Genomic DNA, 22842 nt, shown 5'->3' with positions numbered 1-22842 from the left:
GTGCACGGGCGGTGAGAGGCCGCTACTTGACGGGAGCAGCATATCGTTTATCGTTATTAACGAAGAACGATAAGGAGTCTGCCCATCATGTCACAGGACACCCAACCCGGCCGCGTCGACCGGGGCACTATCCGGACGATCGCGGTACTGGCAGCCCTCATGGCACTCGTTCTGTGCGCGGGTCAGCTTGCGCGGGCGTTCGCAGTCCTCTTCTCTCCGGACATCACCCTCACTCTCCTTGCCGAAGCCCCGTTACCCATCACGCCGGATGCCGGGGTGACTGCAGCCTCGGTGGAATCGGCATCCGTGACCGCCGACTTCGCGCAGTCGGCGCGGCTACTGATGGCGGCGGGAAACGTCGCCTTCGCCGTGACGGCACTGATCGTGGGCGCGGCGGCGGCCTGGCTGCTGTGGGCCATCGCCTCGGGCATGCGCTTCCCGGTCACGCTGTATCGGTTCACGCTCGCGGCCGGATTCGCCCTCGCTCTCGGGCCACTGCTGGGGACCGCTGCGCAGGGGTTTGGATCGATGGAGGCTGCGCATACGACCAACGATGCCCTGGGCGGCATCCTGCTGGTGGGGTTCGGAATCGACGGGTGGGGGTTCACCATTCCCCTCGTCGGGTTCGCCGTCCTCGCCCTCGGCTACGTGTTCCAGGCGATGCGCCGGATGCAGCGTGACACCGAGGGACTGGTGTGAGCCCCGCCGAAGCCGAAGACGACGGACCGAGCGGCATCCACTGTCGCCTCGATGAGTTGCTCACCGAACGCGGGATGACGCTGACGAGACTGTCAGAACTGGTCGGCGTTTCGGTGGTGAACCTGTCGATCCTCAAGAACGATCGCGCTCGCGCCATCCGTTACTCCACCCTGTCAGCGATCTGCCGCGCCCTGGATTGCGAGGTCGGGGACCTCCTCGTCCGCGCCGACGGCTCGGACTAGGCATCCGCGTCGTCTCCACCCCCGCTCCGCTGTCACAGATCGCAGCCGGACTGGCTCGCAGACCGCACTCTGTGACAGTCGAACCCCGTACCTGAATCAGGAAGTCGCGCTCAGGGCGGCGCGGACTCGCGCGATCAGGGCGCGAGGCGTGACGAACAGATCCCGACGTGTCACCCGGATGATCCGCCAGCCCTCGTCGGCGAGGAGTTCGTAGCGTTCTAGGTCGGCGTGCCACTGAGCCGCCTCGACCCGGTGGTGGTCGCCCTCGTACTCAATTCCCACCCGCTCGTGAAGAAAAGCGAGGTCGAGCGCGACATCGCGCTGGGCGGTGAGGCTGACACGGGCGTTGAGCTCTGGCTCCGGCAAACCTCCATCCACGAGAGTCAGCCGGAGCCATGTCTCGGTCCGAGAAGCCGATCGGGAGCGGATCCTCGGCAACGCAGCACGCAACGCGCCGACACCAACCCGACGCCCCGCAACGACGAGCGCTTCCAGGTCCGCAACCGTGGCGAGCGGTGAGCCTCCGTGAGCCAGACGCCAGTCCCGAACGATCGCATCGCCGAGTGCCACCAGGTCGTAGGGGTGGAGACTCGCCGCCAGCGACGTCCAGGTGCTCGCGGCATCCAGGAGACGCATCCGATTCGCTGGGTGCTCGACAACGGTCACGAGTGAAGAGCGGAGCTGGTGGCCGGAAACGCCCTGTCCTCGGGGAAGCCGTCGAGGCGCCAGCACGCCAACATCAACGCATGTTTGGCGCATGGCTCGCGGTGGCAGCGGCAGACTCCACAACGCAGCGCTCGTGAGATGGCTAAAGAACTCATGCTCTCCCATCCGGGTCGCAAAGCACTCGGCGTTCTCTCGGATCAGGGCCGCGGGATCGCCATCGGGTTCACTCGCGTGCGGGAGACTTCGGACACCGTAGAAGGGCCGATCCAGGTCCGTAGACCGGAGTCGCGAAGCCCTAAGTCCGTGCTTGCGCGCGTCCTCGACGGAGAACGTTCGACCCAAGGCTGCTGGAATTTCGATGAGCCCCATGCCGAAAGGCTGCACCACCGTGTCGCCTCACAAACCCCGCGGCGGTCATCTGTGAGCAGTCGATGGCCTATCCACAAGCATCCACGCGGCTTCGACTGTCACAGAATGCACGCGCCGACGCCTGAACACGACAATCTGTGACAGCGGAACCGTGGGGAGGGCGCGAACGGATGCCGCCCACGGGGGCGCGGGGGTCAGTCGCTGGTGCCGTAGATCGGGATCGTGCTGTCGAGGGAGTCGCCGCTCAGCACGAGCTGAACGTCGGAAACGCCCGACAGACCGTCGGCGAAGCCGAAGTTCGTGCGCGGCGCCATGTCCATCGTGCACGCCTGGTTTGCCGGCGGCTCCTGGAACGTGACCGTCACCTCGGCTTCCGCGGTGACCTCACTCGTCTCGACGACCGGCACGCAGCTCGACGACCCCCAGGTGAGGATGACAAACTGGCCCTGCTGCTGAGTCCATCCCGCGGTCGGCTCGTAGTCGGTCGATCCACCCGGGCCGGCGAGGCCCGAGACTCCAGGAAGTGTCACATCGCCGTAGTAGCCCTCGCCGGTAGCCCAGATCACGAGGTCCTGGGACGGGTCGACCCCCTCGGGCACCGGCACGAGCGTCGCGCGCGGTGCGAGGTCCGCGGTACAGGGCTGGTCGGCATCCGGCAGAGAGAGCTCGACAGCGAGCGCGCCGTCCTGATTGATCTCGGCGCTCTCGGCAACGGGCACGCAGCTGCTGGATCCGGTGGTCACGAGCGCGATGATTCGGCCGTCGTCGAGCCAGGCGGCGTTCACGTCGGTCTCCTGCCCGGCGGGGGCATCGGAACTGCTGAGGCACCCGGTGAGGCCGAGCGCGGCAACCGCGCCGATGACGAGGGATGCAAGGACACGGCGTTTCATGAGGCTCCTTGGTGCGGCGCTGCTACTGGAGTGCAGAAGTGAGCCGGGCGAGATTATCCAACACCGTGGACCTGAGTGGTTGCTTCAACCATTCCTCGAGGGTGAGTTCGCGGCTGAGGGATCGGTATTCGGCCTCAACGCGGCGCATATCGGCGACGAATTCCTCGCCGCGCACCATCATCGAGATCTCCATGTTGAGGCCGAAGGAGCGCATGTCCATGTTGCTCGAGCCGATGACGGCGACATCGTCGTCGATCGTGAGGCTCTTCGAATGCAGGATGAAGGGCTTCTTGTACATCCAGATCTTCACGCCTGCACGGAGGAGGGCTTCGTAATAGCTGCGCTGGGCGTGGTACACCATCGCCTGATCGCCCTCTTCCGAGACGAACAGTTCGACGTGGATGCCGCGCTGGCAGGCGGTGACGAGCGAGAGCAGCAGCGACTCTTCGGGCACGAAGTAGGGGCTGACGACGATGATCTTCTCGCGCGCCGCGAATAGGAGTCCCATGAACAGCTTGAGGTTGTTCTGGTACTCGAAACCGGGACCGGACGGGACGATCTGGCAGTCGAGGTTGCCGCCCGAGTCAGGGACGGATGACAGATCGATCTGGTCGGTGAGGATCTCTCCGGTCTCGCTGTACCAGTCCGAGAGGAAAACGACGTCGATCGACGAGACGACCGGGCCTTCGACCCGCGCCATGAGGTCGACCCAGTGCAGGCCTCGCTTGATGTTCTTCTTCAGGTTGTAGGTCGAGTCGGTGACGTTCTGTGACCCGACGAAGGCGACCTTGCCATCGACGACCAGGAGTTTGCGGTGGTTTCGCAGGTCGGGTCGCTGCCACTTACCCTTGAGCGGTTGCACGGGCAGCATCAAATGCCACGCGGCACCCATGCGATCGAGCCGCCGCAGCGTCTTCTTGTAGAACGGCTTGCCGCGGTTGGCCCAGTGATCCAGCAGCACACGAACGGTGACGCCGCGCGCAGCGACCTCCTCGAGGGCTGCGAAAAAGTTGTCGGTCGATGCGTCGGTTTGCAGGATGTAGAACTCGACGTGCACGTAGCTCTGGGCGCCGCGAATGGCATCGGCCATAGCATCCAGGCTCGCCTGATACTCCGAGATAAGGGTGGCTTGGTTGTCACCGGTGAGCGGCATCGCTCCGAGGTTCGTGTTCAGATCGACAAGCCCCGTGAACCAGGCCGGCGCACCGGGTCGGAGCGTCCCGACCGCGATGCTCTCACCGTTCTCCCGCAATGCGGTATTGATCTGCTCCTGCTGCTGGCGCTTCTTTCGAGGCAGTCGCGGGTTCCCGATGAGCAGGAACAGCAACACACCGACGATCGGGATGAAGTAGATGGCAAGCAACCACGCCATCGCCGAGGTGGGGCGGCGATTGCGCGGGATCACGATGATCGCCGCGATACGGATGCTGAGGTCGAACAGGAAGAGCGCGAGGAGCCACCAGAACGCGATGTCGGGGAGGTCGACTGTCACATCGACATCTCCGCCGGACGTCAACGGCACAAGTCCTGCAAGCACCATGCGTCAGCTCCCTCCGCTGTGACGGTCTGACGCCAGCGTAGTGGGAACTCGGGCTATTGCTCGGTTGCAGCGGGCGCCGGCGGAAGCCCACGCGCCGCGCGTTCCTCGGCTTCGATGCGCGCATACTCGCGGCGCTCGTTGCGATCGGCACGGATGATGCTGCGCAGGACCCAGAAGAAGAGCGTCACCACAACGATGGTCGGCAGGATCGCCCACAGCGCTGCCACCCAGAAGTTGTCCACGCCTCCAGGATACGCGGCCCCCTCTCCCCAGGTTGCCCCGAGCCTCACCTATCCCCGTCCTGCCGGTGATCCTGCAACGCAACGCGGCGCCGCTCGCATGCTCATTCCCATGACTCCGATCATCCATGCGACCTCACCCGCCGAGTTCCTGACCGTCGTTCCTCGCCTCCTCGGGTTCGTTCCGCAGCGCAGTGTCGTTCTGGTGCCGTTCCGGCGTGGACGCAGTCGCGGCGCCCTGCGCCTCGACCTCCCGCCCGACGACGACCGCGCCGATGAGATCGCGGCGACCATGATGGGGCTCGTGTGCCGGGTACCCGAGGCCGACGGCTGCGCGATCGTCGTCTACGGCGAGACGGATGCCCCGGCCCGCGCCCTCGTCGAGGGGATCGAGCGTCGAGCCGAGGCGTGCGGTGTGGTGATCGTCGAGGCCCTGTGGGTAGCCGACCGGCGGTGGGGTTCGTATGCGACGTCGGACGCGGGTTCGGTTCCGTCAGCGGATGATCTGCCCTCGGGCCTCGGGGATGTCGCGGAGCCAGAAGCGAATCAGTTCGCCGGCGCCGACCTGGTCCCGCTCGATGCCGCACGATCCGACGCGGTCGAGGGTGCGTGCACGGCGCTCGATGCGGCAATCCGGGCATTGGTGCTCTCCGACGCGGCCCATCCACCGGCCGATGCTGCGCGGATCGATCCCCGCGCCTTCGCGGCGGCATGCCTTCTCGATGACCTTCCGGCGTTCGTGGAACGACTGCTGAGCACGGATGCCGCAACCCTGGAACCGTTTGAGATCGCCGCTGTGGCGTGGGCACTGGGGAGGCCGTCCTTGCGTGACATCGCCCTCATCTGCTGGATCGACGGTATCGATGCCGGAGACGAGGCGGCCAACGCGCAGGCTCGCTGGGAAGACGGGGACGAGTACCCGAGCGAGATCGCGATGCGGCTGTGGGGCGAGGGCGCGAGGCCGTCACCTGAGCGACTGGGCCGCGCCCTGCTGCTCGCGCGCCATGTCGCCAGCGCCGTTCCCGCATCTCGGCGTCCAGGCCCGCTTGCGGTTGCCGCGTGGTTCTCGTGGGCACTCGGCAGGTCGACGCACGCCGACCTCTTCGCCCAGCAGGCGACGGCGATCGAACCAGAGCATGGACTCGCTGAGATCGTGCGCTCGTTCGTGGGAGCCGGCCACCTGCCCGACTGGGCGTTCCGGCTGGATGAACCGGGGCGGTGACCGCGCCGGCCTACTTCACGAGCCGGTCTATTTCACGCGCCGTCTATTTCACGAGGGGAAAGAGAATGGTTTCACGGATGCCGAGACCCGTGATCGCCATGAGCAGCCGGTCGATCCCCATCCCCATGCCACCGGTAGGCGGCATCCCGTGCTCGAGCGCGCGAAGGAATTCCTCATCGATCCGCATCGCCTCGTCGTCACCGCGCGCGGCAAGCTTGGCCTGCTCTTCGAAGCGCTGACGCTGGATGACGGGATCGACCAGCTCGGAGTATCCGGTGGCCAACTCGAAGCCGCGAACGTAGAGGTCCCACTTCTCGACGACACCGGGGATCGATCGGTGCTCGCGCACGAGCGGGCTCGTGTCGAGGGGGAAGTCCATGACGAACGTCGGACGCACGAGCGTCGGCTTGACGAAGTGCTCCCAAAGCTCCTCGACCAGCTTGCCGGGAATCGGATGCGAGGGCACGTCGACCCCGAAGCGCTCGGCGATCGCGGTGAGATCGGCAAGGGGAGTCGCGGCGTCGACGCGAGGGGCAGCATCCGTGCCCTCCCAGGCGGCGGCGAGCGCGTCGTTGAGGGAGTCGTACATCGACATCCGCTCCCACTGACCACCGAGGTCGTAGACGGTGCCGTCGGCCCAGGTCACCTCGGTCGAGCCGGTCACGGCGATCGCGGCGTTCTGGATGAGCTCCTGCGTGAGGTCGGCGATCCCGTTGTAGTCGCTGTAGGCCTGGTAAGCCTCAAGCATCGCGAACTCGGGGCTGTGGGTCGAGTCCGCTCCCTCGTTGCGGAAGTTGCGGTTGATCTCGAACACCCGGTCGATACCGCCGACGACCGCGCGCTTGAGGAACAGCTCGGGCGCGATCCGCAGGTACAGCTCGGTATCGAACGCGTTCGAGTGGGTGACGAAGGGGCGAGCTGACGCCCCACCGTGCTGCACCTGCAGCATCGGGGTCTCGACTTCGACGAAGCCGTGAGCGGCGAATGTGTCGCGCAGGCTCCGGTTGACGCCAGCGCGGGCAAGCACCGTCTGGCGCGCCTGATCGCGGGCGATGAGGTCGAGGTAGCGGCTGCGGACGCGGCTCTCTTCGCTCAGTTCCGCGTACAGGTTCGGCAGGGGCAGCAGCGCCTTGGCAGCGATCGTCCACTCGGCCACCATGATCGAGAGCTCGCCCCGACGGCTCGAGATAACCTCGCCCGTCACGGCGACATGGTCGCCGAGGTCGACGAGTTCCTTCCATCGCTGCAGCGATTCCTCGCCGACGGCGGCAAGCGAAACCATCGCCTGGATGCGGCTGCCGTCGCCGGCCTGGAGCGCGGCAAAGCACAGCTTCCCGGTGTTGCGGCTGAAGACGACCCGACCCGCAACCGACACGGTCTCGCCCGTCTCGTCACCTGCCTCAAGATGGGCGAAGCGTTCGCGAACCTCAGCGACGGTTGCGGTCACCGGCACACTCACCGGATAGGCGCCGCCCGCGGCATCCGTGCGCTCGGCCAGCAGCCGCTCGCGCTTTGCCAGCCGCACCGCCTTCTGCTCGAAGACGTCCTCGTCGGATGCTTCGGGGGCGGCGTCCGCGGGCACGGCGGCAGGCGTGTCGGTCATGAGGGGGGCTCCTTGAAAATCGTCGCCCAGTCTATCGGCGGGCCGGCGAGGCTCCGCTGGCGGTCGCTCCGGCTCAGTCCACGGGTGGGCGGATGTCGTCGGTTCCCGCCTCGACGAGCGCGTGGTCGACGGTCGTATGCATGAGCGCCGCGAGATAGCGCCCCGGCTCGGCAACGCCGGCCGAACGCAGCAGGTCGGTGGCCTGACGGATGATCGAGCGCGAGAAGTCGGTGGCGGTCGTGACACCCTCGGCGTAGGCGGCTCGGTCGCTCTCGGCGATGATCACGGGCTCGCATCCCAGTTCGACCGCGAGCGCCTGCGCGATCGGCAGGACGGGCGCTGGCGCAGTGACAGCCGCATACGCACCGACAAGGGTACGCAGGTCGATCGACGTGCCGGTGAACGCAATCGCCGGATGAATCGCCAGGGGAATCACGCCGCGCGCCAGCGCCGGAGCGAGGACGTCGGTACCGAACGCCGGATCGGTGTGCATGACGAGTTGACCCGGCTGCCACGCGTCGAGTTCGGCGAGTCCGGTCACGAGTCCCTCGAGCTGATCGTGTGGAACGGCGATCACGACGAGCTGGCTCTCCCGCACGACATCCTGTGGGTCCCGGAGGGGGACGCCCGGAAGGATCGCGGCGACGCGGTCGTCGTCCGAGCCGCTCGTGATCGAGACGATGGCGTGCCCCGCTCCCGCGAGTGCCGCACCGATGACAGGACCGACCCTGCCCGCGCCGACGATCCCGACGCGCAGCCTGTCGCTCACTCCTCCCCCGCCCAGCGGTGCGAGCGGTCGGTTGCGACGGCGCCGATGGCGGCGCGCTCGCCGTCATCGAACAGGCGCAACGCGTCGTCGCGGTCGAGGATGCCGAGGCTGCCCGACACGCGACCGATGACCGTGTGCGCACGGATGTTCGCAACCCGAAGCGCGCGATCGAGCGGACCTTGACTCACCTCGAGGCTCTGCATCCGTGCCAGCGGCACGACGGCGAGAGTGCGCCAGATCCGGCCCCGACGCAGGAACAGCGCGTCAGTTCCGAGCCAGTATCCGTTGCGCCGCCACGAGAGCGGTCGAAGCAGCCGCGCTCGCCTCGGCGTGGTCGTGTACGGGTCGTCGGCCACGGGACCGAGGGCGCCGTTGTCGACGATCATGGGCCAGTCGTCCTGGTCGATCGACGGCAGAATGAGTCGCAGCACCCGCTCGACATCAGCACGGTTGCCCACCGGCAGCACGGTGCCGAACTGGTCGTTGGCGCCGTCGCTCATGCTGCGACCCGACAGTCGGTTGATACGAATCGCCCACCAGCCGAACGGCCGCCACATCAGCGGTTGCGTGACCTCGACAGCATGGATGCGACCCGGCGGGATGATCTCGGTGATCGTCGTGAGCAGACCGTAGGTGATTCGAACGCCGCTCGGGGTCGGGGCGATCGAGTAGCGGAGCGAGCGGGTGATCGAGCGGATCCAGTAGGCACCGAACCCGAGGACCGCTGGAACGACGGCGAACAGCACCCAGCCGGTCGTCGTGACCGCCCCGGTCACGATCGCAGCGATCGCCGCGACCAGAAAGATCGTGGTGCCCGACAGGGTTTGGGAAGCGACCAGGCGCCCGACAGGGATCGACACGACCGACTCGGGCTCAGCAACGGGTGCCTCTGCCCCCGCGATCAGGCCGGTGATTCCTGCCGACACGGTCTCGGATGCCCTGGCGCGCCGCTGCGCCTTGCCGCGCTCGCCGAGCTGACGCCCCGATGCGAGCCGCAGGATGTCACCGCGAATCGCCTCTGCGTTCGCCGTCGACAGGTATTCGAGCTTGACGTTCGCGTCCAGGCCCGCGCCCACGACCTCGAGCTTGGCGAGCCCGAACAGTCGCGCAACGGTGGGGCGCGTCAGGTTCACTCCCTGCACCCGGTCAAGGGGGGCGCGGCGGTGCGACCGGAAGACGACGCCCGAGCGCACCTCGACATCGTCATCCGTGATGCGGAAACTGTGGAAGCGCCAGGCGAGATAGAAGAGGCCGATCAGCACGATCACGACGGCAAGCACGACAAGCGTCGCAACGAGGATCAGGTTGTGCGACACGACGTAGTCGACGGGGTCACCGGGGATCGACTCTCCCTCGAAGCCGGGAGCCAGCCACGGCAGGAAGATCGCGATGAGCCGGTCTCGCAGGTTCGCGATGATGACGCCGGCGACGATCACCAGCACCAGCCCACCGCGAAACAGCGGCGTGAGGGGGTGCATCCGATGCCATTCGCCGTCACTGAGCGGCGAGCGCACCTCCGCGGCGGGCGGCGGGGTGGCGGGCGTCGCGGGGGTGGCGTTGGGGTCGGTCACAGCCCGGTCCGGCGGGTCTCGGCTACCGCGATGAGGGTGTCACGCAGCTGCTCGGCGGCGTCTTGACGGATGCCGGGAATGGCGACCCCGGTCGTGGCTGCCGCCGTCACGAGCTTGAGCTGCGCGATCCCGAACCCGCGATCGAGTGGACCGTGCGTGATGTCGACGAGCTGCATGCGACCGTAGGGCACCGCGACGACCCGCTGCCAGAGGATCCCCTTGCGAAAGACCAGGTCGTCTTCGCGCAGCTGATAGCCGTAGGCCCGAGCCTGGCGTGGCGTAACAGCAAGCGTGATCGCGAGGATCACCAGCACGATCCCCGCGGGAATCCAGACCCACCCCACCCCGACGATCAACCAGATCGCGAGCGCGGCGGCGAGAACGAGGAGGAACAGGATGCCCGACGAGATGAGTTGCACCCAGACGTACTGCCGGGCGAGCTGGTGCCAGGTGCCGTCGCCGATCGGAATCCGGTTGGCCGATCGCGGCTCGAGAATCCGTGAGAACGTGCCCTCGTCGAGCGCGGAAGTCTCGGCGCCCTCCGCCACGGATGGCTCAGTGGCTGTGCCGTCTGTGGCTGTGCCGTCAGTGACTGTGCCGTCAGTGGCTGTGGGCTCCGAAGCCGGGGTCGACGCCTCCGGGCTGTTCGTCATCGTCATCCTTCCGGATCGTGCACAGATACTCGGCCACGAGCCCCGCCGCAACCAGCAGAAGCCCGGCGACGAGCGTTGCCAACTGGGTCGCCATCGAGCCTAACGGCGGGACCACGGGTCGGGTCAGGAGGAAAACCACCAATCCTCCCGAGAACCCGACGGATGCTGCGCCGAGCAGGCTCGACGCCTTCGCGAGCATGGCGATGCGCACGGCCCGGAACGGGTTGATCGGCGCGCGGGTGTGCCCCCGGGATGCTCGCCACACCGGGATCGCGAGAGCGACCACGATGGCCCCGAGCGCGACGAGCAGAACGGGCAGCGTGATCAGCGGCGTGAACGTCGCGCGTCCCGTCGCGGTGAGCAGCTGGTTCACGAGGAAGCCGCCTGCCACCGCAATGGCGGCGGTCGCGATCAGGATGCCAGCGCCGGTGCGTTTCACGAGGCATCCCCGAGGCGCTCGAGGAGGTCGGCGACGCTCCCGGCGCCGACGAGGGAGGCATCCGGGTCGATGCTCAGCCACGGCGCGAGCACGAAGTCGCGTTCGGCTGCACGGGGGTGGGGAAGCGTCAGCGTCGGGGTGTCGCAGATGAGGTCACCGTAGGCGATGAGATCCAGATCCAGGGTGCGATCGCCCCAGCGTTCACGCCGCACGCGTCCGTGCTGGTCCTCAATGGCGTGCAGGTAGCTCAGCAGCACGGTAGGCGCGAGGCGCGTCGTGACGATGGCCACGGCGTTCAGGTAGCCGGGTGCGTCCGGATCGGGGCCGTCGAGGGTGACCGCGACCGACTCCATTGGTTCCGACATCCGCACCGCCGACACCAGCGGCAGGTGCCCGAGCGCGGCGGCAGCAGCAGCCAGCGTCTCGCGCCGATCGCCGAGGTTCGCCCCGAGCGCGACGACCGCGTCCACGGCGGGAGCGGCATCCGCATGGGCGTTCCCGTCGACGCCTTCGGCCAGTCGGCGGCTCACGCTCGGGCCTCCGCATTCCGGCGCGTGATCGTGACGGAGACATCCGTGAACTGCTGCTGGATGGGAGCCTGCGGCTTGTGCACCGTGACCCGCACCGCGAGAACACCGGGGAAGGCGAGCACGCGATCCGCGATCCGCTCGGCAAGCGTCTCGATGAGATTCACCGGGTCGCCGGCGACGATGTCCGCGACGGCGTCGGCGACCTCGCCGTAGTGGACGGTGTCGGCGACATCGTCGGTCTGGGCGGCGCGCTCGGCACGGACGCTGAGGGCGAGGTCGATGACGAAGTCCTGACCGTTCTCGCGCTCATGATCGAAGACGCCGTGGTGGCCGAAGACGCGAAGCCCCTCGAGCCGGATCTCATCGAGCTGCGGCATCCGAACCTCCCCACAGCTCCGCGATCTGCAGGGCGTCGCGCGTGCCGGCGACGTCGTGGACCCGCACGCCCCACACCCCGGCGCGCGCGGCAAGAGCACTGGTGATGGCCGTCGCGCCATCGCGCCGAGCTTCGGTAACCGTGCCGATCGTGTCGCCTGACGAGTCTTCGCCGCCAGCGCGGGTAGCCGCGGCTCCCGTGCGCTCGGCAAAGCGGCGTTCGGCGTCAACGGATGCCTCGGCCAGCGCTTCAGCGAGAAATCGCTTGCGACTCGTGCCCAGCAGCACCCGCTGTCCTGCCGCGACGAGCTCTGGCAGGGCGCGCAGGACCTCCCAGTTCTGCTCGGGGCGCTTGCCGAAGCCGATGCCGGGGTCGACGATGATCCGGTCGGGAGCGATGCCCGCCGCGCGGGCCGCAGCAACCCGCTCGGCGAGTTCAGCTGCAACCTCGGCGGCGACGTGTGCGTACTGCGCTGGCGCATACATCTCCCGCGAGTGCCCACGCCAATGCCCGAGGATGATCTCGGCGTCAGTCTCAGCGACGGCGGGCAGCATCGCGGCATCCGCGAGTCCCCCCGAGACGTCGTTGACGATCCTTGCGCCCGAGTCGACAGCGGCGACGGCGGTCGACGCGTTCATGGTGTCGATGCTGATCCAGGCGCCGCGCTGGGCGAGGGCACGGATGACGGGCACCACCCTGTCGCGTTCGATCGAGGGGTCCACCCGTTCGGCACCGGGGCGGGTCGACTCGCCGCCGACATCGAGAATGTCGGCCCCGGCAGCCCACAACGCCAGACCGTGCGAGATCGCCGCTCCCGTGTCGAGATAGCGGCCGCCGTCGCTGAACGAATCGGTCGTGACGTTGACGACCCCCATGACGAGCGTGGACATGTCAGCTCGCTCCGATGAGCGCGATCAGCTCGGCGCGCGCGACTGGCTCTTCGTAGGCTCCGCGAGCGGCAATCGTGACGGTGGATGCGTCGGTCTGGCGGCCGCCGCGCATCGTGACGCACTCGTGTGTGGCATCCAGCACGACGAGCACCCCTCGCGCATCGAGCGCGTCGGAGATCGTGTCCGCGATCTGTTCGGCAAGGCGCTCCTGCACCTGCGGCCGCGCGGCGAGTACGTCGACGACCTTGGGCAGTGCGCCCAGGCCCACCACCTTTTCGCCCGGCAGGTACGCGATGTGGGCGTGCCCGCGGAAGGGCAGCAGGTGATGCTCGCACACGGAGCGGAACAGGATGTCGCGCAGCATCACCGCACCGGAGGGCAGGGTTTCAGGCGCCGGGCCCCGCGAGATCGAAATCGTGTGCGCGAGCGGCTCAGCCGGGTCTTTGCCGATGCCGCCGAAGAACTCGGAGTAGGCATCCGCCACCCGCTCGGGGGTCAGCTTCAAACCGGGGCGATCCGGGTCTTCCCCGATCGCCTCGAGCAGTTCGCGCACCAGTGCGGCGACGCGTTCACGATCAACGGCCACCAGGCGAGCCTACGCGGTTGCGGGACGCGCCTGCCCGGTCGGCCGACGACGCGGCGCCTTCTCGGCAGAGCCCGAGTCGGCCTCCGTCGAGGCCGCAACGCTCGCCGGCGCGGGGCGGCGCGGAACCTCGACCGGAGGCAGCACCGACACCGGACGCTGCTCACTCGAGAGCCACTGCGGGCGCTCGGGCAGCTTCTTGACATCCTTGAAGATCTCCTCGATCTCGAGGTGGTCGAGCGTCTCCTTCTCGAGGAGCTCAAGAGCGAGCTTGTCGAGGATGTCGCGGTTGTCGTTGATGACCTGGTAGGCCTCGTTGTGGGCTTGCTCGATGAGGGCCCGCACCTCGGCATCCACCCGTTCAGCGATGCGCTCGGAGTAGTCCCGACCGTGACCCATGTCGCGACCCATGAAAACCTCGCCCGAGCCCTGACCGAGCTTGACCGGTCCGACATCCGTTGTCATGCCGTACTCGGTGACCATCTTGCGGGCGATGTTCGTCGCCTTCTCGATGTCGTTGGATGCACCAGTCGTCGGGTCGTGGAACACGATCTCTTCCGCGACGCGGCCGCCCATCGAGTAGGTCAGCTGATCCTGCAGCTCGTTGCGGGTCACCGAGTACTTGTCATCCAGCGGCATGACCATCGTGTACCCGAGAGCGCGGCCTCGCGGCAGGATCGTGATCTTGGTGACCGGGTCGGTGTAGTTCATCGCTGCCGCAGCAAGGGCGTGCCCACCCTCGTGGTAAGCCGTGATGAGCTTCTCCTTGTCCTTCATGATGCGCGTGCGGCGCTGGGGACCCGCGAGCACACGGTCGATCGCCTCATCGAGGGCGCGGTTGTCGATCAGCTGCGCGTTGGAGCGCGCCGTCAGCAGGGCTGCCTCGTTGAGAACGTTCGCGAGGTCGGCGCCCGTGAAACCGGGGGTCTTGCGGGCGACGACCTCGAGGTCGACGCCGTCGGCGAGCGGCTTGCCACGGCCATGCACCTCGAGGATGCGCTTACGGCCCTGGAGGTCGGGGGCGTCCACACCGATCTGACGGTCGAAACGGCCGGGGCGCAGCAGCGCCGGGTCCAGGATGTCGGGGCGGTTCGTCGCCGCGATGACAATGACGTTGGCCTTCGGGTCGAACCCGTCCATCTCGACAAGCATCTGGTTCAGCGTCTGCTCGCGCTCATCGTGTCCGCCACCCATACCGGCACCACGGTGACGGCCGACAGCGTCGATCTCGTCAATGAAGATGATCGCGGGGGCATTTTCCTTTGCCTGGTTGAACAGGTCGCGCACACGGCTCGCTCCGACGCCGACGAACATCTCCACGAAGTCCGAACCCGAGATCGAGTAGAAGGGCACGCCAGCCTCGCCCGCGACAGCGCGCGCAAGGAGAGTCTTGCCAGTTCCAGGAGGGCCATACAGCAGCACGCCCTTGGGAATGCGCGCGCCGACGGCCTGGAACTTCGCGGGCTCCTTGAGGAAGTCCTTGATCTCCTGCAGTTCTTCGATCGCTTCATCTGACCCGGCGACATCGTCGAAGGTGACGGTCGGGCTCTCTTTCGTGACGAGCTTTGCGCGGGAGCGACCGAACTGCATGACCTTGCTTCCACCACCCTGGGCAGAGGAGAGCAGGAACCAGAACAGCACACCCAGCAACAGGATCGGGAGGAAGAGCGAGAGGAAGCCGTCGAACCAGGTAGCCCGGGGCACGACGTCGTTGTAGCCGTCGGCCGGGTTTGCCGCATCGATCGCGTTCACGACCTCTTCAGCCCGCGCCGTCACGTAATAGAACTGGACGTCAGTGGAACCCTCAAACGGCGTCGACAGCGTCATGTCGACCCGCTGATCGCCGTCTGTGTTCACGACCTCGGTGACCGTATTCCCGGCGAGCAGGTCGAGACCCTGCTGGGTCGTGATCTGCTTGGCACCGCCCAGGCTCGACATGAGCGTGAATCCGATGATGAGGAACACCGCGATGAGCGCGACATACAGCAGCGGGTTGCGTGTGAGCTTCTTGAAATCCATGGTTCGGGGCGAACCCGGTCCCTCCGTCGATCAGGCGCCGATCCGCGCGGGAACGCGGAAACGGTGCAGACAGGCTATCGCGGGCTTGCTATGCCACGTCTGAGCATTCGCCCACGGCGTACCCCGAAAGCGCTCAGCTGTAGACGTGAGGAGCCAGCACCGCGACGTCGCGCAGGTTGCGATACTTCTCGGCGTAATCGAGTCCGTAACCGACGACGAATTCGTTCGGGATGTCGAAACCGATGTACCGGCAGTCCACCTCGACCTTGGCGGCATCCGGCTTGCGGAACAGGGCGAAGACCTCGACGGATGCCGCGCCACGCGACGCGAAGTTGGTCAGCAGCCAGCTGAGGGTGAGGCCGGAGTCGATGATGTCTTCGACGATCAGCACGTGCTTGTCGTGCAGATCGGTGTCGAGGTCCTTACGGATCTGCACGACCCCGCTCGAGCGCGTGCCGGTGCCATAGGAGGAAACGGCCATCCAGTCCATCGTCACGTGCGTCGGCAGCGCACGAGCGAAGTCGGCCATGACCATGACAGCGCCCTTGAGTACCCCCACGAGCAGGAGCTCTTTGCCCTCGTAGTCAGCTGTCACCTGCGCCGCGATCTCGTCGAGCTTCGCGCGGATCTGCTCCTCCGTCACGAGCACTCGGGTGATGTCGGACTGGACCTCCTCGGCACGCATGCCTTTGAGCATAGGCGGACCGCTAGCGCGCCGTGAACTCGATTCGGCCGTTGATGCGGGCCGCGCGGCATCCGGGCAGATCGATCGGCCCCTGCCCGCGCCAGTCGGTCACGAGCCGGGCGACATCGAGGGTCTGCGAGCGCGTGAGGCTCTGCCCGAACTCGGCGGCGACAACGTGACGGATGAGCCGATGCCGCAGCGCCGCCGGGTTGGCGGCCAGCGCCCCGACCGAGAGCGAGATGCCGGCTTCGGCGTGCTCGACGACATCCTCGATGATCTCGTCGATCATCTCGTCGAAGGCTTCAGCGTCCTCGCGCAGTTGCGCCGCCGTGCGCGCAAGCGCCTCCGCAACGCCCGGGCCGAGCTCGCGCTCGAGTGTCGGCAAGGCGGTCTCACGCACACGTACGCGGGTGAAGCGGGGGTCGGTGTTGTGGGGATCGAGCCACGGCTCCAGGCCCTGAGCGGCGCACGCAGCCCGCGTCGTTTCGCGCCTCACCTCGAGCAGGGGGCGCAGGATGCGGCATCCGTCGCCCCGCTCGGCTACCGGGGCCATCCCCTGCAGGCTCGTCGCGCCGGATCCGCGCGCAAGCCCGAGCAGCACGGTCTCTGCCTGATCGTCGAGGGTGTGGCCTACGAGGATGGCTACCGCGCCCAGTTCGCGCGCGACGGCGTCGAGTGCCTCGTACCGCGCGTCGCGCGCTGCGGCTTCGGGTCCGCCACCCCAGTGCACGTCGACCCGGATGACGCGGGCGGCGAGTCCGAGAGCCTCGGCCTTCGCGGCCGCGGTCGCGGCGACCTCGGCCGACCCGTCCTGCAGACCGTGGTCGACGGTGACGGCGACGCCGATAATCTCGCGCTTGGGCGCCTCAAAGGCCGTTGCCGCCGCGAGGGCCAGGGAATCCGGTCCACCCGACAGGGCCACGATCACCGTCGAGCCCTCGGGGAGGCCCGCGAGGGCGCGCCGCACCGCCCGCCGCACCTCTGCGACGGCCGGATCCAGACCCGGTCGAACGTCCACGCCGCCACGCTACCGGCCGCCCACCGTTGCTAACTCCGCAAATCCGGCCGCCGGGCCGGCTCGGCGGGCCGGCCAGGTGTGATTTAGCGCCGATCGTGCGGAGTTAGCGACAAGTGCGAGGGCTCGGGCAGGCGGACCCGGCGCACTAGGCTGGTCGGCGGCATCCGTCATCGACAAAGGAGCACAGAGCATGGGCGCGTACGACGCCGTCATCGAGATCCCGCGTGGCAGCCGCGTGAAGTACGAGGTCGACCACGGCACCGGCCGCGTCTTCCTCGACCGCATCCTCTACACCGTCTTCGGCTACCCCGCCAACTACGGCTTCTTCGAGAACACCCTCGGCGAAGACGGCGACCCGCTGGACGTCCTGATCCTGCTTGACCGCGACCTCTACCCCGGCATCCTCGCCAAGGTGCGCCCGGTCGGCGTGCTCAAGATGAGCGACGAGGCAGGCGGCGACGACAAGGTCGTGGCGGTCCTCGCGAAAGACCCGCGGTGGGACCACATCCAGGATGTCGCCGACATCCCCGAGTACACGAAGAAAGAGATCGCGCACTTCTTCGAGCACTACAAGGACCTCGAGCCCGGTAAGTGGGTCAAGGTCGACGACTGGGCGGATGCCGCCGAGGCCGAGAGACTGATCGCCGAGGCCGTCGTGCGTTTCGACGAGCACGAGGGCGAGACCCGCACGCAGGGTGAGGGCGAAGCGCCCAACACGCTCTGAGCGTTCCAGATCATCACACGAGCCGCGGTGTCCGTCACGGATGCCGCGGCTTCGTGTTTCTGCCGCCGAACTCGGCTTAGAAGTAGACGCCGCGGGCTGCCATGAACCCGGAGGGGTTGACGGCGGCGCCGTTCACGTAGGTCTCGAAGTGCAGGTGGCAGCCGAAGGAGTTGCCCGTGTTTCCCGTGGCGGCAATCGCCTGGCCCGCGCCGACCCACTGCCCGTAGCTCACCCAGAATCCGCCGTCCACGATGTGCGCGTAGCCGGTGCCGATGCCGCCGCCGTGGTCGATCTTGATGTAGTTGCCGTAGCCACCGTTGCGTCCGACGTACACGACCCGGCCAGCACCTGCGGCGTAGATCGCAGCGCCGCATCCGGGAGCGAAGTCATAGCCGTAGTGGAAGCTCGATGAGCAGTAGTTCGCGTTGCACACGCTGGAGCGTGATCCGTAGCCCGAAGACACATACCCGGATGACGGGCGTGCCCATCCGCCGCCCGTTACTGCCCCGCCGTTGCCGCCGCCGTTGGCCGCCTGCTCGCGCGCGATGCGTTCAGCCTCTTCCCGGGCTTTGCGCTCCCGCTCCTCGCGAGCCTTGCGCTCGGCTTCCACGCCGGCCTGGTAGCCGGCGACGGTCTTCGCCGTTTCGTCCTTCAGTGCGGCCAGCTGCGCCTGAAGATCGCCGAGGTGAGTGGTCTGGTTGTCGAGAGCGACCTGCGCTGCAGCGGCAGCCTCTTGGGCTGCGATCATCTTCTGCTCGGCCTCTTGCTGCAGCCTGTCACGCTCGTTGCGGGCCTGGACTGCCTGGTCGCTGTAGCTTTGCGCAGCATCCCGCGCCCTGACCGCGTCGTCGTAGACCGTCTGGTTCCGTTCGAGAAGCTTGTCCATCGTCCCGAGGCGCGCGAGCAGTTCGTCTGCCCCGACCGCGGATCCCGAGAAGAACAACTGCATGGCGGTGTCATCGCCGCCATCCCGGTAGAGCTGTGCCGCGACGCGTCCGGCCTTCTGCGCAGCCTCGTCAGCTGCTGCTGCCTGCTCGTCAGCCTGCGCCTGCAGGTCATCGGCGCGCTTAGCGGCGTCGAAGTAGGCCTGCTGCGCGACGTAGAACTCATCCGAGAGGCGCTGTGCTTCTGCCTGTGTGCGCTCGACCTCGGCAGTCAGGTCTCGAATCAGCCCCTCGATACGGGTGACCTCCCGGGACTTGGCAGCCTCATTCGCCTTGGCGTTCTGCACGTCATCCCAGCTGGGGTACGACTCTGCGAAGGCAGGTGCGAGGCTGAAGGCCGAGGCGCCGCCAAACAGCAGGAGCCCGCCCGTGATTCCGATGCCCAGGGCGGAGCGGCGCGAGAGCGCACGACGCTCGCGGGGCGTGGGCGCGCAGCCGCACTCCTCAGCGCTCGATTCGAGCTCCACCGGTTCCTCCTGTCACACAGAACGTATTCACACTAACAACATCAGTCACACAAACAACAGGTTTCGCGAGGGAAGTCGGGGTTCGGCATCCGGTCACGAGGCCTCATAGAGCCATGGCTCCCCGGGCGATCCGGCCGGCGGCCGGTGTCCCAGCAGCAGCGATGACGGATGCTCCGGTCCGGTGTGGATGATCGCGGTGCCGCCTCGACGGCGCGCGTATCCGGCCGGGAAACTCCCCGTGACGGGGTTGCGGCTGTGGACCCAGCGGCCGCGGATGACGAGTCTCAGCTCCTCACCCGCCCGGAACCGGGTCGCGTGCTCGCGCACCTCGATGTCGACCGGGATGATCTCGCCGGGGCGAATCGGCGTTCGCTGCTCGAAGGTGTGGACAGGGTGCAGGTCGGTTGTGAGGTCTGGATCGAGGTCGCGGTAACTCACCCGCTGCCATCCGTACGACATCCACGCCCGGTCGAATCCGTACGACCCCTCGAACGGCACGACGGCACCGTCCGCTACCTTGCGCACGCCGACGAACAGCGTCAGATCGTCGGCGGCCCGCGCCGATACGTGCAGCCGCAGCGACATCGGTCCAATGACGTCCAGGCCTTCGGGGATGCGCCACGCCCATTCGAGGCCCGGGCCATTCATCGCGAAGCCGGTCTGCGCGGTCGCCCGTGATGGGTCGTCGCCGAGGGAACCATCCATGCCGTCGAGGTGCAGGCGGCGCATCCGCAGGTCCGCCGGCGGCCACGCCGACTCCGATGTGACAGCTACCGGGATCGGGCCGCTTTCATACACGGCCAGCCGCACCGGAGGAAGTGCATCCCAGCCATTGTCGAGCCCGCGCAGGGTGTGATCGAAGAAGCGGGCCCGGATGCTGGCGGCATCGGCGCTGTAGTACGTGGCCCACTTGCCTCCGCGGTGCGTGTAGAGCCAGCGCGCGGGTCGCTCAGGGAGCGCCCGGCCGACGCGACGGAAGACCTCAAAGGAGCCGCGGGTGTGGAGGTTGTGATCTGAGAAGCTGGCACAGACGAGCATCGGGACTCCGATGCGATCGATGTCGGGGGTGCGGTCGCGGTACCACTGGTCGCGCGTGGTGTGCCGCGCGAACTCCCGGCGCAGCGAGGGTGACGCAACCCGGGCAGCGCGCGAGGTCAGGGTCGACCACAGCACCGAGAACCCGTTCTCATGGATGCCGCCGGGCCAGACGAAGTCGCGGTAGAGGTCGCTGAATCCCTCCCACGGACAGATCGCAGCAAGGTGCTCGGGCGCCCGGGCCGCTACCGCGTACTGCGAGAGCGCGAGGTACGAGACCCCGTCGAGGCCGACCTTGCCGGTCGACCACGGCTGGGTCCCCGCCCACGCGATGAGGTCTTCGTAGTCGTCGGCCTCCTGTGCCTCGAACAGATGGGCCTGTCCTTCCGACGTACCGCCGCCGCGGGCATCCGCGTTCACGACGGCGTAGCCGCGCGGCACCCAGAACGCAGGGTCCGGCGCCTCCCACCCGGTCCACGCCGAGATCCCGACCCGGTCGGGCTGCGGCATGATCCGGTACTGCGGATTCAGTGCGCGGCGGCTGCGCGAGCGCGCCGGCACGGCATCCTTCCCGTACGGGTGCGCCGACATGATGACCGGCACCGGCTCATCACCACGGGGCCGGAACACATTCACGCGCAGCAGAGTTCCGTCGCGCATCGTGACCGGGATGTCACGTTCGAGAATCCAGTCCGGCTCGTCGGTAGCGACATCCACACGGGGCTTCGCGAACAGACGGATGCGGCGCACGACGCGAGCGAGAAACCACGCGGGAGAGTGGCGAAATCTCTGCGGGGGCGGCACCGGCACGGGCCCGACGCTACCGCCGGGTCGGGTGGCTCGTGGGTAGAACCGCGTGAGAGGCTGCAGGTCGGCATCCGTGTGTCGCACCGTCGATTGGCGGATCCCTCGGGTATTGCGTATGCTTGACCGTCGGTAAGCGTGAGCCCCCGGGGTCCTTTTCGAAGGATGCTGGAGTTCATCCGGCCCCATCGTTTAGCGGCCTAGGACGCCGCCCTTTCACGGCGGTAGCACGGGTTCGAATCCCGTTGGGGTCACCCTACAATTGAATAAGCATGGCCCTGTAGCGCAGTTGGTTAGCGTGCCGCCCTGTCACGGCGGAGGTCGCGGGTTCAAGTCCCGTCAGGGTCGCTCCGAAAGCGACGGGCCCTTTTTCGGAAGGGCTCTTCGTATAGGACGCGGCAACTTCGGCTGCCGTGCGGCTCTGTAGCTCAGTTGGTAGAGCGCACGACTGAAAATCGTGAGGTCACGGGATCGACGCCCGTCGGAGCCACAAGGACCGTCGTTACAACGGTCCCAGAAACCCTCGCCTAGCTTCTACATGGCGGGGGTTTTGCTTTCGCACGAGCGGCCGGAGCCGACGCTCCAACTGCGAAAAGGTGCGAGTAGCAGGCTCCAGGTGACGCTCCAACTGCAGTTGCCGCGCATCACCTACGCTCCAACTAAAGGGCTGTATCTGTTGTAGCGTAACCCTGTGGATGCAACTCGATTCGTGGATTCCGTGTTCGGTGGCGCAACGCGCGAGCCCGGCAAGAAGGACGCTTTCGTCTATTACTTGCCGAAGCCGATCCCTCGCCACCTCGAACTGACGAGTCCCGTCGTCGCATCCCTTTCGGAAGCGGACGCTGCCCTCGGGCATCTGCAGGGTCTGGGGATGCTCATCACAGACCCCAGTCTGCTCATCGGCCCGTACCTTCGCCGCGAAGCACTTGCCAGCTCTCGGATCGAAGGAACCCAAGCCTCACTGTCCGACGTTTTCCAAGCGGAGGTGGATGCCGACGCCCGCAACGATGACACGGCCGAGGTGCAGCGCTACCTTGAAGCAACCCGACAGGCCTACGAGTTGGCCGCGACCCTTCCCATAACTCAGCGCCTCATTCTTCGGGTTCACGAGACCCTATTGACGGGGGTGCGTGGCGAGGAGAAGTCGCCCGGTGAGTTTCGGCGTTCCCCCGTCTGGGTCGGCCGCGCGGGCGCTACCCCAAGTAACGCGACGTTTGTGCCGCCGTTACCCCAACACCTCGGTGAGCTACTCGCGGACTGGGAACGCTTCGTCAACGACGACGGCCGCACGCTACCCGCACTCATCCAGGCGGCATTGATGCACTACCAGTTTGAAACCATCCACCCATTTCTCGATGGCAATGGCCGAATCGGTCGACTGCTCATCAACCTTCTCCTCATGGAGCGCAAGCGTCTGCCGCTGCCTCTGCTCTACCTCTCGAACTACTTTGAAACTCACCGCGACGAGTACTACGAGCGGCTTCAATCGGTGCGTGAGAACGCTGACATCGAGGGCTGGCTCGTCTTCTTTCTCACAGCGGTCCGCGCCCAAGCTGACGACGCCGTGACTCGCTCGCGACGCCTCATCTCCATTCGCGAGATCTACCACTCCGAGGCGATCAAAGAACGCTCGAGCCTGCCCAGACTCGTGGACATCATCGTGCGCAACCCTTTCGTGACCGTGAAGTCCGTGCAAGACGAACTCGAACTCACAAACCAGGGGACTCGGAACCTCATCAAGAACGCAGAGACTCGCGGCTGGCTTCGATCGCTCGGCACATTTGGACGCGGAGGCCGCGAACGCTGGTACTCACCAGCCATCTTCGAGGTCATCGAGATGCCGATGAGCTACGGCGACGCGTGAT

At 67.0% G+C, this 22842-nt stretch carries 23 protein-coding genes and 3 tRNA genes; 8 read left to right on the top strand and 18 right to left on the bottom strand.

Features of this window, described 5'->3' with window-relative positions:
• Window positions 1-87 precede the first annotated feature (87 nt).
• Both AB0O89_RS10355 and AB0O89_RS10350 read left to right on the top strand, forming a co-directional pair.
• Complete coding sequence (locus AB0O89_RS10355; protein ID WP_300591521.1) at window positions 88-699, top strand: hypothetical protein; 612 nt, start codon at window positions 88-90, stop codon at window positions 697-699.
• Complete coding sequence (locus AB0O89_RS10350) at window positions 696-941, top strand: helix-turn-helix transcriptional regulator (protein WP_363497134.1); 246 nt, start codon at window positions 696-698, stop codon at window positions 939-941. Before AB0O89_RS10355 ends, AB0O89_RS10350 begins: the two co-directional genes overlap by 4 nt.
• A 96-nt stretch (window positions 942-1037) precedes the next feature.
• Here AB0O89_RS10350 and AB0O89_RS10345 read toward each other — a convergent pair whose 3' ends face one another.
• From AB0O89_RS10345 to AB0O89_RS10330, 4 genes are all read right to left on the bottom strand, one after another.
• A complete protein-coding gene (locus AB0O89_RS10345; protein WP_300591523.1) occupies window positions 1038-1607 on the bottom strand; it encodes a hypothetical protein in 570 nt (189 codons plus the stop codon).
• A 563-nt stretch (window positions 1608-2170) separates the two neighbouring features.
• Complete coding sequence (locus tag AB0O89_RS10340) at window positions 2171-2866, bottom strand: hypothetical protein (RefSeq protein ID WP_363497131.1); 696 nt, start codon at window positions 2864-2866, stop codon at window positions 2171-2173.
• A 22-nt stretch (window positions 2867-2888) separates the two neighbouring features.
• Window positions 2889-4406, bottom strand: a complete 1518-nt coding sequence (gene cls / locus AB0O89_RS10335; protein ID WP_300591525.1) for a cardiolipin synthase — start codon at window positions 4404-4406, stop codon at window positions 2889-2891.
• Between the two features lie 53 nt (window positions 4407-4459).
• Window positions 4460-4648, bottom strand: a complete 189-nt coding sequence (locus AB0O89_RS10330) for a hypothetical protein (RefSeq protein ID WP_300591526.1) — start codon at window positions 4646-4648, stop codon at window positions 4460-4462.
• 109 nt (window positions 4649-4757) lie between these two features.
• Here AB0O89_RS10330 and AB0O89_RS10325 point away from each other — a divergent pair, with 109 nt between their 5' ends.
• The gene (locus tag AB0O89_RS10325; RefSeq protein WP_363497127.1) at window positions 4758-5867 is read left to right on the top strand and encodes a DUF4192 domain-containing protein; all 1110 of its coding nucleotides are present in this window, start codon (window positions 4758-4760) and stop codon (window positions 5865-5867) included.
• A 43-nt stretch (window positions 5868-5910) separates the two neighbouring features.
• On the opposite strand, the gene lysS is transcribed toward AB0O89_RS10325, so the two are convergent.
• The 12 genes from lysS to tilS form a co-directional block, all read right to left on the bottom strand.
• Entirely contained in the window at window positions 5911-7470 is a 1560-nt protein-coding gene (lysS, locus tag AB0O89_RS10320) for a lysine--tRNA ligase (RefSeq protein WP_363497124.1), read from the bottom strand.
• A gap of 73 nt (window positions 7471-7543) precedes the next feature.
• Window positions 7544-8239 (bottom strand): Rossmann-like and DUF2520 domain-containing protein, encoded by a 696-nt coding sequence (locus AB0O89_RS10315; RefSeq protein WP_331790843.1) that lies wholly within the window; start codon window positions 8237-8239, stop codon window positions 7544-7546.
• Window positions 8236-9810 (bottom strand): PH domain-containing protein, encoded by a 1575-nt coding sequence (locus tag AB0O89_RS10310; protein WP_300592910.1) that lies wholly within the window; start codon window positions 9808-9810, stop codon window positions 8236-8238. Before AB0O89_RS10310 ends, AB0O89_RS10315 begins: the two co-directional genes overlap by 4 nt.
• On the bottom strand, window positions 9807-10358 hold the full coding sequence (locus AB0O89_RS10305) for a PH domain-containing protein (RefSeq protein ID WP_300592913.1): 552 nt from the start codon (window positions 10356-10358) through the stop codon (window positions 9807-9809). The genes AB0O89_RS10310 and AB0O89_RS10305 overlap by 4 nt, the downstream gene beginning before the upstream one ends.
• A 52-nt stretch (window positions 10359-10410) precedes the next feature.
• Window positions 10411-10902 (bottom strand): DUF3180 domain-containing protein, encoded by a 492-nt coding sequence (locus AB0O89_RS10300; protein ID WP_363497120.1) that lies wholly within the window; start codon window positions 10900-10902, stop codon window positions 10411-10413.
• Window positions 10899-11432 (bottom strand): 2-amino-4-hydroxy-6-hydroxymethyldihydropteridine diphosphokinase, encoded by a 534-nt coding sequence (folK, locus tag AB0O89_RS10295; protein WP_300590961.1) that lies wholly within the window; start codon window positions 11430-11432, stop codon window positions 10899-10901. The genes AB0O89_RS10300 and folK overlap by 4 nt, the downstream gene beginning before the upstream one ends.
• Window positions 11429-11809, bottom strand: coding sequence for a dihydroneopterin aldolase (gene folB, locus AB0O89_RS10290; RefSeq protein WP_300590960.1), 381 nt, complete (start codon window positions 11807-11809; stop codon window positions 11429-11431). The genes folK and folB overlap by 4 nt, the downstream gene beginning before the upstream one ends.
• Window positions 11793-12698, bottom strand: coding sequence for a dihydropteroate synthase (folP, locus tag AB0O89_RS10285; RefSeq protein ID WP_363497115.1), 906 nt, complete (start codon window positions 12696-12698; stop codon window positions 11793-11795). Before folP ends, folB begins: the two co-directional genes overlap by 17 nt.
• Window position 12699: 1 nt before the next feature.
• Window positions 12700-13284: a GTP cyclohydrolase I gene (gene folE, locus AB0O89_RS10280; RefSeq protein WP_363497112.1), complete on the bottom strand. Its 585-nt coding sequence runs from the start codon at window positions 13282-13284 to the stop codon at window positions 12700-12702.
• 9 nt (window positions 13285-13293) lie between these two features.
• A complete protein-coding gene (gene ftsH / locus AB0O89_RS10275; RefSeq protein WP_363497109.1) occupies window positions 13294-15300 on the bottom strand; it encodes an ATP-dependent zinc metalloprotease FtsH in 2007 nt (668 codons plus the stop codon).
• A gap of 133 nt (window positions 15301-15433) precedes the next feature.
• Window positions 15434-15985, bottom strand: a complete 552-nt coding sequence (hpt, locus tag AB0O89_RS10270) for a hypoxanthine phosphoribosyltransferase (RefSeq protein WP_363497106.1) — start codon at window positions 15983-15985, stop codon at window positions 15434-15436.
• A 22-nt stretch (window positions 15986-16007) separates the two neighbouring features.
• Window positions 16008-17003 (bottom strand): tRNA lysidine(34) synthetase TilS, encoded by a 996-nt coding sequence (gene tilS / locus AB0O89_RS10265; protein ID WP_363497103.1) that lies wholly within the window; start codon window positions 17001-17003, stop codon window positions 16008-16010.
• Window positions 17004-17172: 169 nt separating this feature from the next.
• Here tilS and ppa point away from each other — a divergent pair, with 169 nt between their 5' ends.
• On the top strand, window positions 17173-17727 hold the full coding sequence (gene ppa, locus AB0O89_RS10260; protein WP_363497162.1) for an inorganic diphosphatase: 555 nt from the start codon (window positions 17173-17175) through the stop codon (window positions 17725-17727).
• Window positions 17728-17803: 76 nt separating this feature from the next.
• Here the strand turns inward: ppa and AB0O89_RS10255 are convergent, their stop codons facing one another.
• Both AB0O89_RS10255 and AB0O89_RS10250 read right to left on the bottom strand, forming a co-directional pair.
• Window positions 17804-19138 carry a peptidoglycan DD-metalloendopeptidase family protein gene (locus tag AB0O89_RS10255; protein WP_363497100.1) on the bottom strand — a complete coding sequence of 445 codons (1335 nt, stop codon included), beginning with the start codon at window positions 19136-19138 and terminating at the stop codon, window positions 17804-17806.
• Between the two features lie 93 nt (window positions 19139-19231).
• Window positions 19232-20983 carry a CocE/NonD family hydrolase gene (locus tag AB0O89_RS10250; protein WP_363497097.1) on the bottom strand — a complete coding sequence of 584 codons (1752 nt, stop codon included), beginning with the start codon at window positions 20981-20983 and terminating at the stop codon, window positions 19232-19234.
• A gap of 175 nt (window positions 20984-21158) precedes the next feature.
• Between AB0O89_RS10250 and AB0O89_RS10245 the strand changes: the two genes are divergently transcribed.
• From AB0O89_RS10245 to AB0O89_RS10230, 4 genes are all read left to right on the top strand, one after another.
• Window positions 21159-21231 (top strand) — tRNA-Glu (locus AB0O89_RS10245).
• Between the two features lie 20 nt (window positions 21232-21251).
• A tRNA-Asp gene (locus AB0O89_RS10240) sits at window positions 21252-21325 on the top strand.
• A gap of 69 nt (window positions 21326-21394) precedes the next feature.
• A tRNA-Phe gene (locus AB0O89_RS10235) sits at window positions 21395-21467 on the top strand.
• Between the two features lie 201 nt (window positions 21468-21668).
• Window positions 21669-22841, top strand: a complete 1173-nt coding sequence (locus tag AB0O89_RS10230; RefSeq protein ID WP_363497094.1) for a Fic/DOC family N-terminal domain-containing protein — start codon at window positions 21669-21671, stop codon at window positions 22839-22841.
• Window position 22842: the final 1 nt, after the last annotated feature.

Source organism: Microbacterium sp. NPDC076895 (assembly GCF_040687115.1).
Classification (GTDB): domain Bacteria; phylum Actinomycetota; class Actinomycetes; order Actinomycetales; family Microbacteriaceae; genus Microbacterium.
Note: the sequence above shows the minus strand (reverse complement) of the source record. Positions and strands in the feature narration are given on the sequence as shown.